The organism is Rhizobium rhizogenes NBRC 13257, from assembly GCF_000696095.1.
Lineage (GTDB): Bacteria > Pseudomonadota > Alphaproteobacteria > Rhizobiales > Rhizobiaceae > Rhizobium > Rhizobium rhizogenes.
In genome coordinates this window covers 1-23,029 of sequence record NZ_BAYX01000027.1, presented here as the reverse complement: position 1 = coordinate 23,029, position 23,029 = coordinate 1, and the positions used below count along the sequence as shown (strand labels likewise).

The window sequence follows — 23,029 nt, the reverse complement described above, 5'->3', positions numbered from 1 at the left end:
AGCCAGGAGATAGCAAATGCCGAACCCGAATTCCACTTTGCAATTCTATCTTAATGGCGAGACGGTGGTGATCGAAAATCCATCGCCGTCTGCCCTGCTCGTCGACTATCTACGCTCGCCCGAGGTACGGCTCACCGGCACCAAGAAACCATGCGGACAAGGAGGATGCGGCGGCTGCACGGTCATTCTGTCGGATTGGCCGAACGGGCAGACGAGAAGCCGCGCCATCAATTCCTGTCTTCGCAGACTTTGCTCACTGAACGGAATGGCGATCACGACGATCGAAGGAACAGGCGGATTGCCCACCGACATCGCGGTCTATCCGGCGCATCATCCAACGGCCTCTCGCTTCGCACCGCCAGTCAATGCGCCTTTGCCTCTCAACCTCCTCGAAGAAGTGAAGACGGTAGGTGCCTACGTCTTGCCGGATGGATCGCATGTCAATCCAGTCGCTTATTCGCTCGCGACGAACAATGGCAGTCAATGCGGCTATTGCAGCGTCGGCTTCGTGATGAACATGTCCGAGTTCATCGCCAACCATCCGCAGGCGACAAAAAAGGAGATCGAGGGGATCTTCGATGGAAATCTGTGCAGATGCACCGGATACAGACCGATCCTCACCGCAATGGAAACATGGGCAAGCGATTGGAGCGCAGCGGACGATGAAAACCGCATGAAATGCCTCCAGGACCACCCACTGAGCAACGTGCCTAAGACCATGACCCTTCCGGATCCGGGGACACCCTTGTCCGGGCCGCCTCTATGGATGCAGGGAACTGGCATCGAATGGTTCGCACCTTCAAACATCGCCGACGCCGAGACCATCGACCTTACTTTGAGGAACCAGGGAAAGAATTTCCGCCTCGTCCATGGAGGCACATCGTATGGCATCTACAAAAGTGAGTTCGCTGAGGTGGACGCTTTCATAGATTTGGCTGGCGTTGCGGAACTGCACGGCGACATCGCCAACCGGAGCAACTATCTGTATATCCCTGCTGGGGCCACATACAGTCAGGCCATTGATGCCATCCAGACGATCTACGACGGGGCGGGCAGGTCGGACGACGCCCTCAGCGATCCTCTCATGTACATGTTGAAACGGACAGCGGGGCGCATCGTGCGCAACGCAGCGACCATTGGCGGGAATCTGATGCTTTATCTGCATCACATCGCAAACGGCACCGGAGATCCATTTCCCTCCGACCTGGCAACCGCCGTCTATTACAATTCCAGCATTGACATCAGCAACCTTAGCGGCAGCAACTGGGTATCGAGTCCGGGCACTGTTCTAAAGAACGTCTTTGATGATGTCGCAAACGGGCGGCTGTCTGCGGACGATCTTATTATTTCGGGCCTCACCGTTCCGCTAGCGCTTTCCTATGGTGATCGACACTTCTGTGTCGCTCAAAAAACCGCACTGCGAGAAGTCAATTCCCACTCCATTATAAATTCCAGCATTGCATTCGACTGGGACGTCTTTTCTTTGAATATAAATACCTATGCCTATTTTGGCGGGGTCACCGGCGCCATCTGGACGCCCGATTCAAGCGTTTTCAGTCCGTTTTCGGGCCAGACAGGTCTTAACCTGCAAACCCTTTCGACTGCATGCACGAATTTATATGGCGCAGCCGTAAGCGCTCTCCAGCTGGCATCCCAGGGCAGAATGCAAGCCACGACGGACGAAGGTTTTACAATAGAATATAAAGCGCAGCTCATTGCGGGCATGTTATTCAAGGCGGGCATTGCGCTGTTGTCCAAATTAGGAACCTCAGTTCCCCCTGAGCTCGCATCGGCCGGAGAGATCACGTGGGGGACTTGGCCTGTCAGTAGCGGGCATCAGGACTATGCGGCCCAGGACTATAAAGCCCCTGTGGGTCAGCCTTACATCAAAGCTACGGCGCTCGAACAATGTTCCGGGCGAACCCACTATACGCATGAGCTGGCATATCCTCAGGGCACCCTGCACGCTGCTTTTGTTCAAAGCCGGAATGCCTTGGCAGAATTCAACTTTCGGTGGGCCACCGCGGCGGTTGCCGCCGACGAGCTGAGCGATCAATTGGCGACAACGTTCCCGGCTTTCCGACGACTGATAACCTACGCGGACGTCCCAGTGCAATCAGCCAACTTCCAAGGCATGGGCGCCGATCAGCCATTGTTTGCGGTGGACAAGGTGCTCTACGCAGGTCAGGCCATCGCACTTATCCTTGCCGATACCGAACAGGATGCGAACCTGATCGCTGAATATGTCTCGGCGAAGTGTCTGGCCTACAAGCCGATCGACTGGGGTGGAGCGTGGGACTCAAGCTGGCAAGATCCCATCCTGACTCTCGAGGACGCAATTCAGAAGGGAAGCATCTTCCCTGATACGCCGATGGCGGTCCCCTATCTCTGCCATATCTGGCAAATCAGGCGTCTTCGGAGCCGCATGGACTGGGCGGGGCCTCCGGCTGCCCCCGCCGATTTCGATGCCGTCCCTACGACCGACACCAAAACCATTGATGGGTCGAACTGTATCCATCTCGTCAACAACCAGAAAACCGGCGGCCAGGCACATTTTTATATGGAAACGCAGGCCTGCCTCGCCGTTCCTGCGGATGAAGGTCGCATCGTCGTCAACTCTTCCACTCAGAGCCCGATGGAGATGCATCAGACTGTCTCGTCAACTCTCGGGAAGCAATACAATAAGGTCAAGATTCAGACCCGATTGCTGGGCGGCGCGTTCGGAGGCAAGACCGAGCAGGCTCGCTTTACTACAGGACCGACTGCCGTTGCCGCAGTGGTAGTGGACGCTCCGGTGCGCCTTGCGATGCCTCGCGATGAAGACACGGCCATGATCGGCAAGCGGCATGCACTCTATGGAGTCGGAGAAATTGCAGTAGACGACGGATCGGTGCGATCAGAAGACAAGGGCGTCATCAAAGGCATGCAGTTGGCGATGTGGGCCGATGGCGGTGCCTATTACGATTGTTCCTTTATTGTCACCAATTGCATTCAGACCCGTATCGATAACGCATATATGATCGACAATTTCCTCAGTCAGATCGATGTCTGCAGGACTAACACTTCTCCCAACACTGCGATGCGAGCCTTTGGCGACATCCAGGCTACAAACATCGTCGAAAATCTGATCGATGATGCCGCGGCCGCCCTGAATATGCGCGCCGAGGATCTGCGCGAGAAAAACTTCTATCAACGCGGTGATGTGACGCCCTACGGCCAGACACTGACGGCCTGCTATATGAGCGAGGTTTGGCGCTACCTGAAGCAGAAAGCCAACTTCGACGACCAGCTTGCGAAGGTCCAAGCGTTTAACGGGCAGCACAAATGGCGCAAACGGGGTATCGCGCTGATCCCGGTCAAGTATGGATCCGGATATAACTTCGAGCAGCTGAAGCAATCTTCAGCCATTGTTGTCGTCAACCAGGCGGACGGTTCGGTCGTCGTTCACCAGGGCGGCGTCGATATGGGACAGGGGCTACTCACACAGATAAGGCAGGTTGCAGCCTACGTGCTCAATATTCCTCAAACGCTCGTCCATGTAGAGTCTCCCCAAACAGATACGACCCCCAATACGAGCAGCAGTGGTGCGTCTACCGGCACTCCCTATAGCGCTGAAGCCGTAAAACGTACCTGCGAGCAACTAAGGCAGCAGCTCCACGAATTCGGATATCAACTGCTCAAGGACAACGGAAACGACTGGTGTAAGGATAACGGCGTCGATTTCTGGAACTACGGACAGGACGGTTGGAATACGCTGGTGAAGACAGCGCAAGGGTACAAATTGATCTGGCAGAACCTTATCAATTTGGCATATGCGAACCGACTGCCGCTGACCGCCACGTTCAACGCCAATATCGAGCACGGCGAGTTCGACATGCCAGTCTTGCGGTTCAAGCAACCGGATGAGCAGAACGATATACCCGGCATCACGAGAGCCCACGTTTCCACTGTAACCGACGTGCAGAACCAATTTGTCGGCTTCACCTATTCTGCTGCCTGTTCGGTGGTCGAGGTGGACATCCTGACGGGCGAGACAACCATCCTGCGTTCCGACCTAGTCTACGACGTGGGCTGGAGCCTTAATCCCGCCCTTGATGTTGGACAGGTCGAAGGGGCCTTCGTCCAGGGGATCGGCTTCCTTCTAACCGAAAATCTCGTGACCCAGATGGACGACACCGGCCCAAATGAAAAAGGTCATCTAAACACCACCAACACCTGGCGCTATAAAATCCCTGCGCATGTCACGATTCCTCTTGAGTTCAATGTGTCGCTTTTTCCGCGAAACGATCCCTCCGTGGTCAACATCCCTCCGGACGACCAAGGTGTCTTTTCCGCCAAGGAAGTGGGGGAGCCGCCTCTGGTGCTGGCAAACTCGGTGTTTTTCGCGATCAAGGATGCAATCAGGGCATCGCGATTGGAACGCAAACACAGCGCGCTGTTCAATCTGCGCGCGCCGGCCACAGTGCAGGAGGTACGAAACGCCTGCGATGTCATGTGGAGCGAACTGGCAAGCTAACAACGCCCTGGCCGGCGGAACATTTTGTGCCATTGGCCAGTCGCCACATAGACAACACAGTGCTGACCTTCGTCGGCTGGATCAACCAGCGCTGTCGAGGGACCATCGTGCTGACCACCCCTGCATTCTAGATGTATCCTCCCGTATCATATCGCGCCTTCAGGACGGACGGCGCCGAGGCTAAGGGGCGACAATTAAATCAGTTCCCTCAGCGAAACCGTTAGCCAACTGGATTGCTGCCTAACTGTGCCAAACTTCAGGCCATGGCCTCTCTGGATGTATATGGACCTCGCCCGATTGCAACGGGTTTGGCGAGATCAGGATGTTAGGTCACAACTGCTGACGTATATTCGGCTTCTTGATGCCGCGCGAATACCGTCGCTGCGAGCCTCGATGGGTTTTCGCACGCTTCCCCCTAAATGGCGCCGAGACATTGGCCGAAGCCATGCCGATCCAGACATGACACCCTTAGAAGTTCAACTAAAGATTATATAAGTAAAGTATAATTTATAGTTAAATAATAATTAAAGTATTAGATGGAGTATTGATGATTATTTGCACTGCAGGAAACCGGAACAATCTTCGAGGGATCAGGCATGAGTATTATAGGTCGCGGCAACAATGCTATTGCAGTACTCGCAGCGCTTTCAAAATCCCAAGCCATGATCGAGTTCGACTTGTCTGGCAGGATCTTGGCTGCAAACGAAATTTTCTGTAGGGCATTAGGCTATGATCTGCCAGAAATCATCGGAAAACATCACAGCATTTTCGTTGAACCGGAATACGCCTCGTCACAAGACTACAAAGCCTTCTGGGCAAAGCTGTCGGCTGGAAACTTCGATCAACGTCAGTACAAACGGATCGGCAAGGGTGGCAAGGAAGTCTGGATCGAAGCTTCTTACAATCCGGTATTCCGGCGTGGAAAGCCGGTGAAGGTCATCAAGATAGCAACCGATATTACAGCACAGAGGCTCAAAGCGGCTGAAGATGCGGGCAAGATCGAAGCGCTCGGGCGTGCCCAGGCCATCATCGAATTTACGCCTGCCGGTGAAGTGCTGACAGCGAATGACAACTTTCTCACCGCCCTTGGTTACACTCTTGCAGAGATCCGGGGCAAACATCACTCGATGTTCTGTGAGACCAACTATGTCGGGTCGGACGCCTATCGGCAATTCTGGAAAAAGCTTTCGGGCGGTGAACTCGTTGCAGATGAATTCATGCGGCTCGGCAAGGGTGGCCGCAAAGTCTTCATCCAGGCCTCTTACAACCCAATCTTTGATCTGAACGGTAAGGTGTTCAAGGTCGTGAAATTCGCAACCGACGTCACGGCGCGAGTGGAAAACGTCGATCAGCTTGCGCGTTGCCTGACGAACCTCGCAGACGGCGATCTGTCACAACGGATTGAAAAGCCTTTCATTCCATCGCTGGAACGACTTCGCACTGATTTTAACAGCGCCTCAGATAAGCTTATGAGCGCTATGGCAACCGTTGCCGAGAATGCCCGGGCTATTTCGGCGGGATCGAACGAGATCCGTACTGCAGCCGACGACCTGGCAAAAAGGACTGAACGGCAGGCTGCTTCCGTCGAAGAGACAGCGGCTGCCTTGGAGCAAATCACCACCACCGTCAAGGATTCGAGCCGCCGGGCCGAGGAGGCCGGAAAACTCGTCGCCCGAACAAAAGGTGACGCGGAGCATTCCGGCAATGTCGTGCGGGATGCGATTGGCGCCATGGGCCAGATCGAAAGCTCATCGCGAGAAATCTCAAGCATTATCGGCGTCATCGACGAGATCGCGTTTCAGACCAACCTTCTGGCTCTTAATGCTGGGGTCGAGGCTGCACGCGCGGGCGACGCGGGCAAGGGATTTGCCGTGGTCGCTCAGGAAGTGCGTGAACTGGCGCAGCGGTCGGCGAAAGCGGCGAAAGAAATCAAAACCCTGATTACTGCGTCAGGCACTCATGTCGCAAGCGGAGTGGCGCTCGTGACAAATGCTGGCTCCGCTTTGCAGGAAATTGCCAGCCAGGTGCACGAAATCAATACGAACGTATCAGCAATTGTTGATTCCGCCCGTGAACAATCGACCGCGCTCAGTGAAATCAACCAGGCCATCAATACGGTGGATCAGGGGACCCAGCAAAATGCGGCCATGGTCGAGGAACAGACTGCCGCCAGCCATGGTCTGGCACGCGAGGCGGCCGCTCTGTTTGAATTGCTTGGCCAATTCCGGTTTGATGAGGCGTCGAGACCTGCGACATCATCGAAGCAGAATAGACAGCAGATTGTCGAACCGGTAGCAGCAAGGCCCAACCGACAACGGCCCTTGCTCTCTGTATCGCGCGGCTCATCTGCGCTTGCGACCCAGTCAGATTGGGAAGACTTCTGAACCAGATTCGAGGTTTATGTCGGGCAAGATCGATCATCGAATACTTCCTCGACAGTACAAGTGCTGATGGTCATTGCCAGAGGGGAGAAAGCTGCCGGTAAAGGTCGCGATAGCGGCGATAGGCCGTTCTGTACCGGCGACTGTTTTCGACGTCTGGCTCCAACTTTTCGGCAAAGGTGACGAAGCGGGTAATGCCGCGCCAATCATCCGTCAGCCCCGCGCCGATTGCAGCGGTCCAGGCAGCGCCAATACAGGATCCCGGATGGCCGGACAGGCGCTGCACCGGCGCCTCCAGAACGTCAGCCACGATCTGCATCCAGATCCGGCTCTGCGCGCCGCCATCCGAGACGAAATAGCGTAGCGGCTTGTGACCCATGTCGATCAGGACCTCGATATGGTGTCGGATGGCATAGGCGTAGGATTCGAGTAGCGCCCGCCACATGTGACCGAGATCGTGGGACAAGGTGAGGCCTTCAACGACGCCGCGAGCGGCTGGATCGTGAATAGGTGTCTTTTCACCGAGAAGATAGGGAAGGATCGTCAGCCCGTCCGCGCCGGCATTTTTTTGCTCTGCCATCCTGTCGAGATACTGGTAGACCGTCAGCCCGGCCGCTTTTGCGGCTTCCTTCTCCCCTCTGGCAAAGGTTTCAATAAACCAGTTCAGCGCCGAGCCGCCGGTCGACATGCATCCATTGGGCATAAAAAGTCCCGGCACCAGATGGTAATCGAGGAAGAGGCGAGCGTCCGGACGCACGACATCCGTTGCAGTCAGGATATCGACCGCGCCGCCGAACTTGAGAAGCACGTCGCCCGCATCGACGACGCCCGCGCCGAGCGCCGAGGCGATCATGTCTGCTGCTCCGGCAACGACAGGCGTTCCCATGGCAAGGCCGGTCTCGCGCGCGCCTCTTTCATCGATATGACCCGTGAGAGCATGCGACGCCTTTTTCGGCGGGACGACTGAGCGCGCTACATGCGCAAGCGCAACGAGGCCGTCGTCGATTTCATGTCGTGTGATATCTACGAAGCCTGCTTCAAGTGCCCAATTCTGCTCCACGGCAAGCGCACCCGTCAGCCGGTAGTTGATATAGTCGTAAGAGCCGAGAACCGTCGAAATGCGCTTGAAATTCTCAGGTTCATGGCGTTCGATCCATCGCAGCTTAGCTGTGACAAGCTGCTGGTTGATGCCGTTTCCCGCTTTTGCCAAGAATGCCGCCTCATCGCATTCGACCTTCAGTTCGTCGACCTCAACACCGCAACGTCCGTCGCTCTGCTGGATGCTGGGCCGGATCACCGTCCCGGCAGAATCGAGCAGAACCACGGCCGGAAGCATGCCTGTCGTGCCGATCGCTCCGATGTCGCTTGCCTTCGCACCGCTCATTTCCAGAAGCTCTGGAATGATCGAGCGCACGTTTTTCCACCATTCGGCCGGATCCTCCTCTGCCCAGCCGATCTGGGGCGAACGAAGGGTAACGGGCCGAGACGCGGTAGCAAGGATTTCGTCGGGCAGCCTCAACAGGATACCGATGGTCGAGGTCGTTCCGATATCGAGGCCTAGGACCATGGTCATCCGCCAATCTCCAATCTAGCGCAGCGTTTCGACCAAATCCATGAACTGCTTGACACGACTGCCGTCAACGGCGTTCCACGTATTGCCGTCGATCTTGAAATGCGTACCGATCACTACGCCTTGCGCGACGGACAGGACATCGCGGACATTGTCGAGATTGACGCCGGTGTTTGCGAAGACCGGCACGTCGGTCACAGCCTCGCAGACCGCGCGCAAGTCGGATTGTTCGGCGGGTTGACCTGTAATCGGACCGGACACCAGGATCGCGTCAGCCAGCGACGAGAACACCGCGCTCCTGGCCCGCAGTGCGATGGGCCGCTGGTCGAGCGAATAGGCAAATTCGGCATTGATGTTGAAAAGCAGTTTCATGTCGTCGCGACGAAGCGAACTGCGAAGCCGCGATGCGCTGGCGCAGTCCGGCTGCCATAACCCCATATCAGAGGCGAACAGACCGGTGAAGATTTCCCGCACGAAACTCGCCCCGGTCACTGCACCGATGGCGACGCTTGCCGACGGATCCCAAAGATAGTTTACGCCGAAGGGGACCTTGATGGCGGGCTTGATCGCCTGGACGATGGCAGTCATCGCGGCGATGCTTTCGGGGGAACCCTTGAAAACATAGGGCCGATCGTTTTCGTTGCCGAACATGATGGCATCGACGCCGCCGTCCTGCAGTTTCTCGACATCCGTCATGACGTCGTCGATCAGCTTCTGAACGCCGCCGTCCGCATTATAGAGCGGCGAGCCAGGAAGCGCACCAATATGCGCCATGGAGATCACGACCTTCTTGCGGTCGCCAAAGCAATCAAAAATCATTGTTTTTTCCTTCCTTGCAGGAATGCCGATGTCCGGATTGAGATAAGCCGGCCTCAGGCATATGCGTGTTTTTCAGCGTTCGAGTTATCAGGCAGTCTGTTCGAGTTTCGCTTCTTACTCCTAGGCCGCCACGCTCTGGCGGTAGGCACGCCAGCCGCCATGAGCGGTGATGTCGGGCTGGCCGGCGACGGCCGTGCTTTCACACAGAAAACCGGTGACTTCCGTGCCATCTTCGAGTGAGAGCTTTCCGACGCCGAGCGGAGCCGGAATACGGGCGATGAAATCGCCAAAGCCGGCGGCCGGCAAGGCCCAGACTTCGACCGCGATTCCGGCGCCGCCATCGGCTGCGCGGATAAGGCCGGGCTTGGGCGGGACGGTGCCGTTCAGTGCGTAGAGCCGGTAGGTGTCGGTTGTCTTTGCCGCCCGCCGGAAGATCCCGCCGCGTGTCGTCAGTTCGTGATTGAGCGGCATGCCGGAAAGATGCGCACCGACCACGGCGATCTCGCGGTAATCTTCATCAAGCGGCAGCGGGTTCTCCTCGGGATAGGGATTGTCGAACATGGCGAGCGAAAGGCCGGTCGCACGGTGGAATGCGGCGGCAATTCCCGCCGTCTTGGCTTCCTGAAAGCCAGACGCCAGAAACGTCACGCCCAACGGCAGTCCGTCGTCGCGAAAACCGTTGGGGACGGCGATGCCGCAAAGCCCCATCAGGTTGACGAAGTTCGTGTAGATGCCGAGCCTGGCGTTCAACGCGATCGGGTCGGCGGCGATCTCATCCTTCGCGTAGATGGTTGGCGTCGTCGGCACCATCAGGACGGCAATATCCTCCCAGATGGGCCGCGTGTCGCGTTTAAGTTCCGCGATGCGATGGATGGCGGCAAACGTGTCGAGCGCCGTGAACTTTCCTGAATTGGATAGAATCTGCCGTGTCACGGGATGAATGGCATCACGGTGTTTTTCCAGCACGGCATCGAGACTGAGGGCGCGCTCGGAAATCCAGGGCCCCTCGTAGAGGATGCGCTGCGTTTCTTCAAAGGGAGTGAAGTCGACCTCTACCACCTCTCCTCCCAGGGTCTGCATCCGCGTGACGGCTTCGCGAAACAGGCGCTCAGCCTCGGTGTCGCCGAAGAAGCGAAGGGCAGTCCCCTTCGGAATGCCGAAGCGGAATCGTGGCGGCGATGCGGAGGGCGTCAGTCTCACGGCGTCCGCTTCAGGCTTGGAAAACGGATAGGTAGGGTCATAGCCGGCGATCAGCTCTGTCACCTTCATGCCGTCTTCGACGGTGAGCGCGAAAACCGCAAGCGTTTCGATGGTTTTCACGCAGCCGCCGCCCGAGACGCAGGCGTTGCTGACGAGACCCGGCGTCGGCTTGATGCCGACGATATTATTGAAGCCAGCAGGCACCCTGCCAGACCCGGCGGCGTCATTGGCGATCGAGAAGGTTGAAAGGCCGGCAGCGACCGAGACGGCCGAGCCAGAGCTTGAGCCGCCGGAAATGTAGCGCTCGTCGAAGACCGAGGAGCAGGCGCCGTAGGGCGTGCGCATGCCGACGAGGCCGATACCGAACTGGTCCATATTGGTCTTGCCGATGAGGATGGCACCGGCATCGAACAGCCGCGTGATCGCCTGACCGCTGGAGATGGCGATATAGGCGCTTTCTTTCAGCGCATTGGTGGTGGGCAAGCCGATAACGTCGTTGCAATCCTTGACCGAGAACGGAATGCCCCAAAGGGGTCGCTCATCATAACCCTCAGCCTCAAGAACCGCCGCCGCCTTCAGCGCGTCTTGTCGCGATACGAGATGGATCCAGACGTGATCGTCGCCGCGCGAAGCGATACGGTCGTAGATCGCGGAAATGACCATGGTCGGCGTCAAGGCGCCGGTGGAATAGGCCTTGGTCAGTGTGTCGAGATCGAGACTGCCAGTTGCGGCAGACCAGTCTTGCTTGGTCATCGCAGGTTCCTCAGACTTTCGTAAGGGCCGCCTTTACGGCGGCGGCGGAAGCAATGGTGCCGAACAGGCCATTGCCGAATGTTGTGATGCGCAATTGCGCGGCATGGCGCGTCTCGCTCGTGCCTTGGCAGGCGTCGGCAACGGCAAGGCACTCGAAACCCATATCGTTGGCGGTGCGTTGCGTGGCGTGAATCAGCCCTTCCGTCGGCAATCCGGCGATCAGAAGATTACGGATGCCACGGACCTTCAGCTCCATTTCGAGGGGTGTCTTGTAGAAGGCATTATCGCCGGGATGATCGATCACCAAAGCGGTGTGCGGCAGAACGAGTTGTGGCGGAAAATCCCAAGCGTCGGAGCCTTCGGCAGGTACGACATCGCCCATGGTATGACGGCGTCGGGCGACCGGCTCGCCATCGGGCAAGGCGACACGGCGCGACGCCGCGACAAATAGGCCGCAGTCTTGCGCGGCCGCCAGCAGGTCCAGCGCCACTGTAAAGGTCGGCACGGCGGAGAGTGCCGAAATCGTGCCTTGCTGAAAGCCCAGCAGCAAGAGGGCGGTATCGGCCGATGACCAATATCCGTCGAAAGGAAAGGAATACGGATCGGCCTTAATCTGGCCGAAGGGTCTGGTGCCGCGATCAGACATCGGCCTGCTCCAGCATGGCTTGGAAGGCGGCAAGGCAAGAGACACCTCCCCAGCGGCCGCCAAAGGCCTTTAGAATTTCCAGCGTCGCCAGATGGTTCGTCGTCTCGACTGCCGCCGTACAGTCCTCGAGCAAGACGCATTCGAAGCCCCGCTCGAAACCATCCCGCATGGTCGATTGCACGCAGCAGTCCGAGGTGACGCCGATGATGACCAGACGGGAGATGCCGCGCTTGCGCAGCTCCGCCTCCAGATCGGTCTGATGGAAGGCGGATTTGCCGGGTTTGTCGATGACCAATTCCTCAGCTTCGGGAGCGAGTTCCGGAATAATCTGCCACCCTGGTTCGCCACGGACGAGGATCCGGCCCGTGGCGCCCATGTCGCCGATCCCCAGTCCATGGACGCGGGTGCGCCATTGCTTGTTGGCATGCAGGTCGGACAAGTCGGGCGAATGTCCCTCACGTGTATGGATGACGGCGATGCCGGCGATCCTTGCAGCATCGAGCGCCTGCCGGATCGGCGGAATGACGGCGCGGGTGTTGGAAACGTCCTCTCCGAGCTGGTCGATCCAGCCGCCGGGCGCGCAGAAATCGATCTGCATATCGATGAGAATAATCGCCATCGCACTTTTGACTGACGTGCCGCCAAGTGGCCAGAAGCCCGATGCGGGGTGTTCGCTCATAGCGCCATGCCTTTTTCCGCGTCGAAGATGTGGATGGCCGACGGATCGACCGAGAAGGTCAGCGTCTCGCCCGCCGTGACCGAACGGCTACTGTCGATCATCGATCGCAGACGCGGACGAATTGAAAGGAGGTCCTTCTCCTCCTCGATCACGTTGGAATGGATCATGGTGGCATCCTGAACATCGAGATGAACCAGAAGCGTTGCACCCAGATCCTCGACAAAGGCGGCGCGCGCCGAAATTGTGCCCGCCGCGCCGATATAGCCTGTGAGCTTGAGGGCCTCGGGCCGGATGCCGACGATCACCTTGCGGCCTGACGTGATTTCGCAACGCTCACCGGAGACGCCGAGCGGCAGGGTGAAGGCTCCGGCTTGAACCACCGGCTTTCCACCTTCTGCCGCGATGGTGCCTTCGATGAAATTGATCGGCGGCGAGCCGATGAAGCTGGCAACGAACAGATTGACGGGCTTGTCATAGAGACGACGAGGGGTATCAAGCTGCTGGAGGGCGCCCTTGTTCATCACCGCCACTCGATGCCCCATGGTCATCGCCTCGACCTGATCGTGCGTCACATAGACGGTCGTGACCGCGCTCATGCGCTGCAGTTTGGCGATCTCCGCGCGCATCTGGCCGCGAAGGCGGGCGTCGAGATTGGAGAGTGGCTCATCCATGAGAAAGGCATGGGGGGAGCGCACCAGCGCACGGCCCATGGCGACGCGCTGCCTTTGGCCACCGGACAGCCGGGCAGGCTTGCGATCCAGATACTCGGTGAGTTCGAGCAGTGCCGCTGTCTCGCGCACCTTCTTCTCGATGATCTCGCGCCGGACGTTGCGGACCTTGAGGCCGAAGGCGATGTTGTCGGCAACCGTCAGATGCGGATAGAGCGCATAAGACTGGAACACCATGGCGATATCGCGGTCTCGCGGCGCGAGATCGTTTGCCACCTGACCATTGATCCTGAGGGTGCCGCCGGTGATGTCTTCAAGGCCTGCGATCATCCGCAGCGCCGTGGACTTGCCGCAGCCGGACGGTCCCACAAGAACCATGAATTCGCCATCGATGATGTCGAGATTAAGCCCATGCAGCGCGGAATGACCGCCCTCATAGGTTTTGGAGATATTCTCAAAGGAAATCTGGGCCATCGATCGGCTCCTATTGTACGCCGTTGGTCGCGCCCTGCACGAAGTAGCGGTTCAGGAAAAGCGCCATCAGGACAATCGGAATGGTGGAGAAATGCGCCAGCGCGCCAAGCGACCCCCAGGTCACATCCTTGGTGCCGTAGGCGGTCAGGAGGGCCACCGAGATAGGCTTGGAATCGAGCGTCGTCAGGAACATGGGGTAGAGGAAGTCGTTCCACGAAAACATCACGCAGAACAGGACGCAAGCGATGATGCCGGAGCGGGCGGCGGGGACCGCGACCTTCAAAAATGCGCCGATCTGCGTGCAGCCATCCGTCATTGCAGCTTCTTCCATATCTTTCGGAAGGGCGCGAAAGTAAGAAAACATCATCCAGGTGACGAAGGCGCAGTTGAGCATGGTATTGATGATGATCACCGCCCACCAACTTCCAAGCAGCCCTATATCGCGCATCATGAGATAGAAGGGGATGAGGGCCGCAATGGCTGGAACCATACGGATGGCGAGGAAGAAATAGGCAAAGAAACTGGCGTAGCGGGAACGCGACCGGGCCAGTGCGTAACCGGCAGGCACCCCAAGGAGAAGCGAAAGAACGGTGGTACCAAGGCTGATCACGATGGAGGAGCGCAGCAGCGACACGACATCGAAATAGGTAAATACCCCTCTAAACTGGTCTAGCGTCGGTTGGAAACCAAGCTTTGGTGGAATCGAGAAAATCTGGTTGGACGGCTTGTAGGCCGTGGTGATCAGCCAGAGCACCGGCAATAGGAACAGCATCGTGATGATCAGAACGGCAGTCCGCTCGAACAGGATCTGACGGGTTGAAGCATTGGACATCGGCGTTACTTCCCATTGATCCGGACATCGGCACGGCGCACGACGAGCAGAAGCACGGCGGCCATGGTGGCGATGAACAGCAGGGTGATATTGCCGATCGCTGAAGCGTAACCGACGTTGAAGAACTGCAGACCCTCCTTGACCGCCAGCACCATCAGCGTGTTGGTCGCGTCATTCGGTCCGCCGCCAGTCGTGACGAAGACGGAATCGAACACCCGGAACGCGTCCATCATCCGCAACATGAGTGCGAGAAAGATGGAAGGAAGCATCAGCGGCAGGATGAGAAGGGTGAAGCGCTGCAAGGCCGTGGCTCCATCGGTGCGGCCTGCCTCGAGAACATCGTTGGGTAGGGATTTAAGCCCTGCAAGCAGGATCAACGCCATCAGCGGCGTCCATTCCCAGCAATCGACGAGGATCAGCACCCAGAGTGCGGTCCCCGCATCGGTGAGAAAGCCGGTTCGCGGGCCGATGCCGGCGTTTGCGAGAAAATAGCCGACAAGGCCGTAGTCAGCCCCCAGAAGCGCTTTGAAAATGAGGCCGACGACCAGTGGCGTGATGGTGGCGGGAATGAGCAGGAAAGCCAGCGCCACACGGTTGAAGCGGCTGTCGCGCCACAAAAGCAGCGCCAGGCCAAATCCCAGGATCAGTTGGAGGCTCACGCTGGCGATGGTGAACTCAAACGTATTGACGATCGCCTGGCGCGCGGAGCGGTCCGAGAAGATTTCGATGTAGTTTCCAAGACCGATGAATTTGGTGCGGGCCGGACGCAGCAGATTGTAGTTGAAGAAACTGTACCAGACGCCCTGCGCCAAAGGCCAGACACCCACGGCCAGGACATAGAGCATGGCCGGAGCCGCCATGAAGAAGAGGAAGAAACGGCGACGATCTGAAAAACTGCGGCGGATCGTAAAGAGACCCACACCGTCTTGCCGCGGTTGGCGGGCATCGTCGCCCATGGCGAGGAATGGCTGGTTCATTTCGGTTTCAGTCCTGAGTTTTTTCAACGCAATGCACGTTTGAACTCCCTCTCCCCGCCTGCCGGCGGCGGGAAGCACTACCATTGCTGAACGGGCACTTGAAACCTAGAACAGTTTCTTGGCTTCCACTTGGGCCTCATCAAGGGCTGCCTGTGGTTCAGCAGCGCCCGCTAGAACAGAATTCACGGCAGAACCGAGAATGTCCTGGATTTCCGGGTATTCCGGGATACGCGGTCGGTATTCGCCGTTGCCGTTTTCGTAGGTCTTGGCAACGACAGGCAGGAAGTCGAACTTGGCCGTCAGATCCGGATCGGTCATCTGGCTTTTGCGCATGAAGGAACCGGCGCCGTCCATGTTGAACTCCTTGTGGATCTTCTTGCTGACGAGCCATTTTATGAAGGTCCAGGCGGCTTCTTTCTGTTTTGGATCGATATCGGCATTGATCGCCATGCCCCAGCCGCCGACGCCATATAGCGGCGGAACGCCTTTGCCGACGGGTGCGGTGGTAATGCCGACCTTGCCGACGACGTTGGACGAGGCAGGGTCCGAATAGCCCGGCGCACCAACCGACCATGTCTGCATCATGGCCGCGGCGCCCTGACGGAAACTTTCCTCGCGACCGCCCCAATCATATTCGATGGCGCCGGGAGGAGCGGTCTCGACGAACAACTGCTTGTAGACGGTGAGACTCTTGACGTTCTCAGGAGAGTTGAGCGCCGGCTTGCCGTCGTTGTCGAGAATGGAGCCGCCCATCTGGTTGTTGTACTGCATCCAGTCCTGTGCGACGGCCGGGCCTTTCTGGCCGTTGGCCACGAAGCCGTATTGCTTTTTGGAAGGGTCGGTCAGCTTCTTGGCGTCGGACACCAGCTCTTCGACGGTCGTCGGCACCGGGAGCCCGGCCGCCTGGAACAGATCCTTGCGATAGGCAAGCACATTGGCGTAAGCCGCGAAGGGGAAGGCCACATAGTGGCCCTTGTACTGACCCAGCGATTGAAGAATAACTGGGTAGATATCGTCCAGGTCCAGTTCCGCGGCATCACGTTTGACCCAGTCGGTCAGATCGACGGAATAGCCGTTTGCCTGATAGGCGCCGGCCCAAACGATGTCCATGGTGACGAGATCATAGCCTTTGGTCTTGCCGACGAAATCGGCGGTCGTCTTGGTGAGCAAAGTCCCATAGTCCATGACTTCGACCTTAAGGTCAGCGCCGGTGTCTTGCTTGAATTCGGCGGCGAGTTTGGTCAGTACGGCACCAAACGGATCGTTCTGCGATGCAAGGGTAAGGGTCACCCCGTCGAGCGGTTTGGCGTGTGCAAAAGCCGCCGATGTCATCAGCGTCACCAATCCGATGCTCAACAGGCGGGTCGCCTTGGGCATCGGGAATGCGGAGATCATGGTCATATGGTCGAGCCCTTCCTTGGAGATTGAAGATCTGCCGCGACGCTATCTCAGCCTCAGCCGCTGTCAAACAAAATCTCACATTAAATGTGAAAATATAACTAAACTGAACATCAGTGATTATTAGTTCCGCGCAGTGATGAAAAAATCATCACTCTTTGCTTTCTCCTGCAGCATCTTCTGAATACGAATGACAATATCCCACAAAACCAGGGGATGAAATCGATGCCTAAGAAATGATCTCGTCGTTCGATCGGAGGGGATTGATCTCCGATTGGAGTGAGCACAGATCATTTCCTGTGTGAATTGGAGACAGGAGCGCGATCAAGGAGAAAAAAATAACATAATCGCACACTTTACAACTTTCCTGCACCATCTATTCTCGATACAGCCTCGAGGGAGATCAGGGACATGCAGACGAAGGCCGGCGAAACGTCAAAAGCCGCACGTGACGTAGCGCTCCTGCGGCTTGAACGGCGCGTCCGCCTGGATCTGGCCGCCATCGAGGCGCCTTTGCGGGAATGGGTTCCCGAGCGTCGGGACGAAAACGGCCGGGTTATCGATGACGTCGTGATCGTAGGCGCCGGCCTGTCGGGACTGTCGTTGGCATTCGGTCTGATGCGACAGGGCCTCACGCGTGTGAAGGTTATCGACACAGCGCCCGCAGGCAGAGAGGGTCCATGGCTCAATACGGCGCGCATGCGCACGCTGCGGTCCCCCAAGACGCTGACAGGCCCCGACCTCGGCGTCCCCTCGCTGACCTATCGCGCATGGCACGAAACAGCGTACGGCTCGCAAAGTTGGGAGAAACTCGACAAGATCGAACGCGGCGACTGGATGGCCTATCTCGTTTGGTTTCGCGGTGCCGTCGGCATGGATGTTGAAAACGAGACACACCTTGTCGGCATCGAGGTCCGCAATGGTCACCTGGCCGCGCGCGTGGAAAAGGCCGGCATCGAGTGCATAATGACCTGCCGCAAGGTCGTTCTGGCGACCGGCATGGACGGTGCAGGCGGGCACAATGTACCGGCTACGATCTCCGATGCTCTGCCGCGCGACCGCTGGACGCATAGCGGGGAGACCATCGACATGGGCTTTCTATCGGGCAGGACCGTCGGCGTCATCGGCGCGGCGGCATCTAGTTTCGATTGGGCGGTCGCAGCGCTTGAGGCAGGCGCCAAATCCGTGACCATCCTGGCGCGATCACGGAGCCTGCCTCGCACAGAAGTTCTCGACTGGTCGAATTTTTCAGGTTTCCTCAATCATTACGCCGACCTCGATGACATCAGCCGCTATCGGTTCGCACGCCGAATGTTCGCCTTTAAGACCCCGCCGACTACGGAAATGTTCGAGCGGGCCATGCGCTTTCCTGCATGCGAACTCGTGATGGGTGCTCGGCTCAAAACGTTGCGGATGCAGGATGGAGATATTGCCGTTTCAACCGCCGCCGGCGATTTCGTCTTCGATCACCTTCTGCTTGGAACAGGCTACACCGTCGATCTCCGACGCCGGCCGGAACTCGGTGGCATCATCCACGCAGTGGCAACGTGGGGCGACCGTTTCACCCCGCCAGCCGGCGAAGCCGATGACAGTCTCCTCGCCTACCCCTATCTTGGTCCCGCCTTCGAATTTCTGGAGAAGGAACCCGGTCAGTCGCCGTTGCTGCGGGACATCCATATCTTCAACAGCGCTGCCGTCCCGAGCCTCGGACCGGTGTGCAACGGCATTACCGGGCTTAAATCCGGCGTACCCAGGCTCGTCGCCGGTATCTGCCGTGGACTTTTCCTGCAGGATGCAGATCTGTTTTACCAAACGCTGGACGCTTACGACAAAGTACATTTCGAACCGCCGATGGTGACGGGCTTTGATCCCGAGCCATGACTCCGCCGCCGGCAATATCAGTCGATGAGCCCGACCCGGCGTGCGGCGACGACGCGATAGAGCGGATCGCCGGTGTGGCGATATTCCTCGAGCGCGGAAAAGACGAGGGAATGATCGTGTTCATCGTCAGACGCGACAGCAGCGGAAGCTATGGCTTCGTCGGGTGGCACGGGCAATGCACGCCATGCGTCCAGCATCTCCGCACTGGGCAAATCTGGCATGCCGATCTTGGTGTATAGCGACAGCACCACCTCCCAAAAATGCGTTGCCAGGGCTTGTGGCTTATCGAGATGTGGGCTGACCAGGCGCAGCCAATGACTGCCGGTCAGCGCGTGAAGTGCCTCGAAACTCATCGTGCCCGCATAAAGTGCCAGGGAGGCCTGTCGTATCCGGACGAGAACATCGTCGGCCGGCACGAGTTGCCCGAGGTGCTCCTGAAACGCCGGAATCCGGCCAGCGGCCTCGATCCATTTCCAAAGAAGCGTCGAGGAAACAGCAATGTTCCTGAGGCTCGGCTCGGATTGCATCGAGAGCAGCTGCTCAACCGGATCCGTTACTGTCGGGGCGCCGGCGGCCGGCGGAAAGGCAAGATAGGTCGCGGCCCAATAACCCAGCGCGATGCCGATCTCCGTCTCGTCACGGCGTAGCACGGCATAGGCGAGACGCATCAAGCCGTGGGTGGCTGACGCCGCGACACCAGGCAAGAGTGTGGGTAGATGGTGACGGATCGCCTCGCTGCCGCCGATATTTGAAACCACGTCGGCGAAATAGTCGCGCAAATCAGTTTCCCGCTCGCGCTGGCCAAGTGCCGATCGCCATGTCTGATCGGTGAGCGATGCAATAGCTGGCGGCGGAAACGGCACGGCATGGGCAAGCGTATAGTGGCGGGCGTAGGCCTCCAGCCGCTCCGGCGTCGCACCAAGCCTGCCCATGGCTTCGAGCACCATAGGTAGGTGATTGGCAAGAAAATCTGGAAATTCGCCACTACGCTGGCCAACCTCCGCAATCAGTGGCCGCAGCCGCGCACTGGCCGTCGGATGACGGCAGATACCGCTCGATGCATCCGTCTGCGTGTTGGCGGCGATCTGAATGCTCGGTCCCATTGTCTTCGTCCTTTTATTCGCACCCTATGTCATCGTCCGAACAACGCAACGACATCAGTCCATGCGAACGCCACCGGTGACATTGATACCCTGCCCAGTCATAAAACGAGCACCATCGGAGGCCAGAAAACGGACGACCACCGCCACATCCTCCGGCTCCTCGATCCGTCCCATCGGTGTCAGGGTTACATATTCCTGGCGCACTTCGTCCGGCGTCATGTTGCGAAGCTTGCCTTCCCAAATGATCTCGCGTTCCTGCATGCCCGTGCGTACGAAGCCGGGGCATACGGCATTAACACGGATGCCCGTGGGCGCAAGTTCGCGCGCAAGCGCCTGCGTCCATCCGAGAACGGCGAACTTGCTTGCGGAATAATGCGCCAGAAGCGGCGCGCCGACCTTGCCCGCCAGCGAAGCGGTATTGACGATGACACCCTTATTGCCCGTCGCCAGAAAATGGCGAACAACGATCTGGTTGCACAGGAAAACACCCTTGGCGTTGACGTCCATGTTGAAGTCCCAGTCCTCGTCCGTCAGATCGACGGAGGCCTGCATCGTCGATACCCCAGCATTGGCACACAGGATATCGATACCGCCCTGCCCGGAGATCACGGCATCCATTGCTGCCTGCACAAAGCCTCGATCGCGCACGTCAATGCCACCGGAAAAGGCATTGTCGCCCAGTTCGTCGGCAAGAGCAGCGGCACGGCCCGCATCGAGATCCAGGATCGTGACCCGAGCGCCCTCTGCGTGAAACGTTCTGGTAATTGCCGCGCCAATACCGGACGCACCTCCGGTGACGACGACTGATTTTCCTGCGAATTCCGACAATGAAGCCTCCATGACTTAGTACATTCCGAAAGTGTGCCGTTTGACGATTTGTTACACTTTTGAACATTATATAACAGAAAACAACCTTTATTCACGCGTGCGCTTGTGTTAGGCACAAACATCAGCTGAACCGCGGGCGGTGGAAAGACGGCCCAGGGACAGCGGGAGAACCGCCCGCGCTCATTTGTCGGCGTATTCACGGAAGCAAACATGGAAAACGGCCGACCCGCAGACATCAAGCCAGGCACCGACCTCGAGGCCAATCCCGGGCATGACGGCGAGGGCCGCACCGAAAGGGTTCCAGCGGCGTTAAGGCACGCGCGCATCATCGCCTCTTTCGGAAACAACGATTTCGTGTCGATCACAAGTCTAGCTGATGAGCTCGGCGTTTCCGGTATGACTGTGCGCCGCGATCTCGATCTCCTTGGAAAGCGCGGGTTGCTCGAGCGCACGCATGGCGGCGCGGTCGCCGCGGGTCCGCTGGCGGCGGCCACCTTCGATGAGGACGAGCCGCCGTTCGAACAGCGCATGCGCCTGCAGGCGGTGGAAAAATCTTCGATCGCCGCAGCGGCGGCGAAACTGGTCGAGCCGGGCGAATCCGTTGGCCTTGATGTCGGGACCTCCATTCTGGCACTTGCAAGCGCCCTGGCGCCGCGCCGGGATCTGCGTGTGTTCACCAACAATCTGCGCGTCAGCATGTTGATGGCGGAGGGAAAGAGCACTGTCTACATTCTGGGGGGCCAGGTACGCGTGCCGGAATATTCCGTGATCGGACCACAAGCAATCGAAGGCCTGAAGAGCCATTTTCTCGATAAGGTGTTCATCGGCGTTTCCGGCGTAGATGCCAATGGCTTCTACGATTATTCTCCCGAGGATACTGAGGTGAAGCGCGCCTTCATCGCCAGCGCCGGCAGCGTCATCGTTCTCTGTGATTCATCAAAATTCGGACGCCGGGCCTTGTCGCGGATCGTCCCGCTTGAAAAGGTGAACATCCTTGTCACCGATGCCTCGCCCCCCGCCGATCTCGCCGCCGCATTGAGCGAGCGCGGTGTCCGGATCATCGTGGCCGCATGACGCGCTGACGCCGAGAGATGAGGATGCATCCGTGGCAACACTTTTCTCCAATGGAAGGCTTCCCGAGGCCGGTCTGGTCGATATCACGGTGCGCGACGGCCGGATAGAGGCGATATCGTCGGCCGGCACGGAACCGGGCCGGCGAAACTATGGTCGATCTCGGTGGCCGGCTGGTCCTGCCGGGTTTGGTCGAGGGACATATCCATCTAGATACCAGCTTCTACGGCGGCAAATGGATTTCCCACAGGCCCTGCACCAACGGTTTCGACGTGCGCGAACGCGTCGCCTTCCAGCACGAGAACATGGCGCTCGCCGAGCCGATGGACGTGCGCGCCCGCAAGCAGTTGGAGCTTTGTATCGTCAACGGGACGACCGCCATGCGCAGTCACGTCATGGTCGATGCCTCCGTGGGTCTCCGTTCGCTCGAAACCATCCTGGCGGTCCGCGAGGAATATCGCAGCCTCATCGATCTTCAGCTTGTCGCCTTTCCGCAGAGCGGCATTCTAACAAGCCCCGGAACATCCGATCTTCTCGACAAGGCGATCGAGCTTGGCGCCGATCTGGTCGGAGGTCTCGATCCTGGAAGCCTCGACCGTGATATCGAAGGCCATCTTGCCGTTGTATTCGGCGTGGCGGCGCGGCGCGGCGGAGATGTCGATATCCATCTGCATGATGCCGGTATGCTCGGCGTCTTCACGATCAAGCAGATCTGTGTCCGAACCCGTGCGCTCGGTCTGGAGGGTCGCGTGGCCGTCAGCCATGCCTACGCTCTCGGCGACGTTGCTGCCGACATAGCGAAACGAGCAGCAGATGAACTGGCGCGCAGCGGCGTGTCGATCATGACCAATGCGCCCGGCGCACAGGCGTTTCCGCCAGTTGCCTTGCTGCGCGCGGCGGGTGTCACGGTTTTCTCGGGAAGCGACAACATTCGCGATTCCTGGTGGCCCTATGGCGATGGCGACATGCTCGGCCGGGCGATGATGATCGGCTACCGGTCGGGCTTCTATACCGATGAAGAACTGAATGCGGCATTCGATGTGGTCACCACCGCCGGTGCGAGGGCCTTGCGACTGGAGGGATACGGTCTGAAAATTGGTGCAAAGGCCGATTTCATCGTTCTCGAAGCCGAGCATGTGGCCGAGGCAGTTGTCTCGGTTCCCAGATCGCGCTCCGTCTATAAAAGCGGCCGGCTTGTCTCCCAGGATGGCAAACTCATTTAAGTACAGATAC

Annotated in this window: 15 protein-coding genes and 1 pseudogene; 5 read left to right on the top strand and 11 right to left on the bottom strand. The window is 58.3% G+C overall.

Annotated features, from left to right (window positions below; translation table 11 throughout):
- The first annotated feature begins 16 nt into the window (after positions 1-16).
- Both RRH01S_RS31710 and RRH01S_RS31705 read left to right on the top strand, forming a co-directional pair.
- Entirely contained in the window at positions 17-4,516 is a 4,500-nt protein-coding gene (locus RRH01S_RS31710; protein WP_015918081.1) for a molybdopterin cofactor-binding domain-containing protein, read from the top strand.
- Between the two features lie 596 nt (positions 4,517-5,112).
- The gene (locus tag RRH01S_RS31705) at positions 5,113-6,900 is read left to right on the top strand and encodes a methyl-accepting chemotaxis protein (RefSeq protein ID WP_034520812.1); all 1,788 of its coding nucleotides are present in this window, start codon (positions 5,113-5,115) and stop codon (positions 6,898-6,900) included.
- Positions 6,901-6,970: 70 nt separating this feature from the next.
- Here the strand turns inward: RRH01S_RS31705 and RRH01S_RS31700 are convergent, their stop codons facing one another.
- From RRH01S_RS31700 to RRH01S_RS31660, 9 genes are all read right to left on the bottom strand, one after another.
- Positions 6,971-8,470: an FGGY-family carbohydrate kinase gene (locus RRH01S_RS31700; RefSeq protein WP_034520809.1), complete on the bottom strand. Its 1,500-nt coding sequence runs from the start codon at positions 8,468-8,470 to the stop codon at positions 6,971-6,973.
- A 15-nt stretch (positions 8,471-8,485) separates the two neighbouring features.
- Positions 8,486-9,286 (bottom strand): BtpA/SgcQ family protein, encoded by an 801-nt coding sequence (locus tag RRH01S_RS31695; RefSeq protein WP_015918083.1) that lies wholly within the window; start codon positions 9,284-9,286, stop codon positions 8,486-8,488.
- Positions 9,287-9,406: 120 nt separating this feature from the next.
- Complete coding sequence (gene atzF / locus RRH01S_RS31690; RefSeq protein ID WP_015918084.1) at positions 9,407-11,239, bottom strand: allophanate hydrolase; 1,833 nt, start codon at positions 11,237-11,239, stop codon at positions 9,407-9,409.
- A gap of 10 nt (positions 11,240-11,249) precedes the next feature.
- Entirely contained in the window at positions 11,250-11,885 is a 636-nt protein-coding gene (locus tag RRH01S_RS31685) for a cysteine hydrolase family protein (RefSeq protein WP_015918085.1), read from the bottom strand.
- Positions 11,878-12,564, bottom strand: coding sequence for a cysteine hydrolase family protein (locus RRH01S_RS31680; protein WP_015918086.1), 687 nt, complete (start codon positions 12,562-12,564; stop codon positions 11,878-11,880). Before RRH01S_RS31680 ends, RRH01S_RS31685 begins: the two co-directional genes overlap by 8 nt.
- Positions 12,561-13,706, bottom strand: a complete 1,146-nt coding sequence (locus RRH01S_RS31675; protein ID WP_015918087.1) for an ABC transporter ATP-binding protein — start codon at positions 13,704-13,706, stop codon at positions 12,561-12,563. The genes RRH01S_RS31680 and RRH01S_RS31675 overlap by 4 nt, the downstream gene beginning before the upstream one ends.
- Positions 13,707-13,716: 10 nt before the next feature.
- Positions 13,717-14,478: a carbohydrate ABC transporter permease gene (locus RRH01S_RS31670; RefSeq protein WP_374188778.1), complete on the bottom strand. Its 762-nt coding sequence runs from the start codon at positions 14,476-14,478 to the stop codon at positions 13,717-13,719.
- A 65-nt stretch (positions 14,479-14,543) separates the two neighbouring features.
- The gene (locus RRH01S_RS31665; RefSeq protein WP_034520852.1) at positions 14,544-15,443 is read right to left on the bottom strand and encodes a carbohydrate ABC transporter permease; all 900 of its coding nucleotides are present in this window, start codon (positions 15,441-15,443) and stop codon (positions 14,544-14,546) included.
- A 177-nt stretch (positions 15,444-15,620) separates the two neighbouring features.
- Complete coding sequence (locus RRH01S_RS31660) at positions 15,621-16,910, bottom strand: ABC transporter substrate-binding protein (RefSeq protein ID WP_374188777.1); 1,290 nt, start codon at positions 16,908-16,910, stop codon at positions 15,621-15,623.
- Positions 16,911-17,324: 414 nt separating this feature from the next.
- Between RRH01S_RS31660 and RRH01S_RS31655 the strand changes: the two genes are divergently transcribed.
- Positions 17,325-18,794 carry an FAD/NAD(P)-binding protein gene (locus tag RRH01S_RS31655; RefSeq protein ID WP_015918091.1) on the top strand — a complete coding sequence of 490 codons (1,470 nt, stop codon included), beginning with the start codon at positions 17,325-17,327 and terminating at the stop codon, positions 18,792-18,794.
- 17 nt (positions 18,795-18,811) lie between these two features.
- Here the strand turns inward: RRH01S_RS31655 and RRH01S_RS31650 are convergent, their stop codons facing one another.
- Positions 18,812-19,897 carry a questin oxidase family protein gene (locus tag RRH01S_RS31650; RefSeq protein WP_015918092.1) on the bottom strand — a complete coding sequence of 362 codons (1,086 nt, stop codon included), beginning with the start codon at positions 19,895-19,897 and terminating at the stop codon, positions 18,812-18,814.
- A 54-nt stretch (positions 19,898-19,951) separates the two neighbouring features.
- Entirely contained in the window at positions 19,952-20,737 is a 786-nt protein-coding gene (locus RRH01S_RS31645; RefSeq protein WP_015918093.1) for an SDR family NAD(P)-dependent oxidoreductase, read from the bottom strand.
- A gap of 198 nt (positions 20,738-20,935) precedes the next feature.
- On the opposite strand from RRH01S_RS31645, the gene RRH01S_RS31640 reads away from it, so the two are divergent.
- Together RRH01S_RS31640 and RRH01S_RS31635 are read left to right on the top strand one after the other, a co-directional pair.
- Complete coding sequence (locus RRH01S_RS31640; RefSeq protein WP_015918094.1) at positions 20,936-21,799, top strand: DeoR/GlpR family DNA-binding transcription regulator; 864 nt, start codon at positions 20,936-20,938, stop codon at positions 21,797-21,799.
- A gap of 31 nt (positions 21,800-21,830) precedes the next feature.
- Positions 21,831-23,019: pseudogene (locus RRH01S_RS31635) on the top strand (amidohydrolase family protein).
- The last annotated feature ends 10 nt before the right edge of the window (positions 23,020-23,029 follow it).

Bases quoted from the DNA above. Each gene is read 5' to 3' on its own strand.
- RRH01S_RS31710 (WP_015918081.1), top strand. From the start codon at position 17: ATGCCGAACCCGAATTCCACTTTGCAATTCTATCTTAATGGCGAGACG.
- RRH01S_RS31705 (WP_034520812.1), top strand. From the start codon at position 5,113: ATGAGTATTATAGGTCGCGGCAACAATGCTATTGCAGTACTCGCAGCG.
- RRH01S_RS31700 (WP_034520809.1), bottom strand. From the start codon at position 8,470: ATGACCATGGTCCTAGGCCTCGATATCGGAACGACCTCGACCATCGGT.
- RRH01S_RS31695 (WP_015918083.1), bottom strand. From the start codon at position 9,286: ATGATTTTTGATTGCTTTGGCGACCGCAAGAAGGTCGTGATCTCCATG.
- atzF (WP_015918084.1), bottom strand. From the start codon at position 11,239: ATGACCAAGCAAGACTGGTCTGCCGCAACTGGCAGTCTCGATCTCGAC.
- RRH01S_RS31685 (WP_015918085.1), bottom strand. From the start codon at position 11,885: ATGTCTGATCGCGGCACCAGACCCTTCGGCCAGATTAAGGCCGATCCG.
- RRH01S_RS31680 (WP_015918086.1), bottom strand. From the start codon at position 12,564: ATGAGCGAACACCCCGCATCGGGCTTCTGGCCACTTGGCGGCACGTCA.
- RRH01S_RS31675 (WP_015918087.1), bottom strand. From the start codon at position 13,706: ATGGCCCAGATTTCCTTTGAGAATATCTCCAAAACCTATGAGGGCGGT.
- RRH01S_RS31670 (WP_374188778.1), bottom strand. From the start codon at position 14,478: ATGCTGTTCCTATTGCCGGTGCTCTGGCTGATCACCACGGCCTACAAG.
- RRH01S_RS31660 (WP_374188777.1), bottom strand. From the start codon at position 16,910: ATGATCTCCGCATTCCCGATGCCCAAGGCGACCCGCCTGTTGAGCATC.
- RRH01S_RS31655 (WP_015918091.1), top strand. From the start codon at position 17,325: ATGCAGACGAAGGCCGGCGAAACGTCAAAAGCCGCACGTGACGTAGCG.
- RRH01S_RS31650 (WP_015918092.1), bottom strand. From the start codon at position 19,897: ATGGGACCGAGCATTCAGATCGCCGCCAACACGCAGACGGATGCATCG.
- RRH01S_RS31645 (WP_015918093.1), bottom strand. From the start codon at position 20,737: ATGGAGGCTTCATTGTCGGAATTCGCAGGAAAATCAGTCGTCGTCACC.
- RRH01S_RS31640 (WP_015918094.1), top strand. From the start codon at position 20,936: ATGGAAAACGGCCGACCCGCAGACATCAAGCCAGGCACCGACCTCGAG.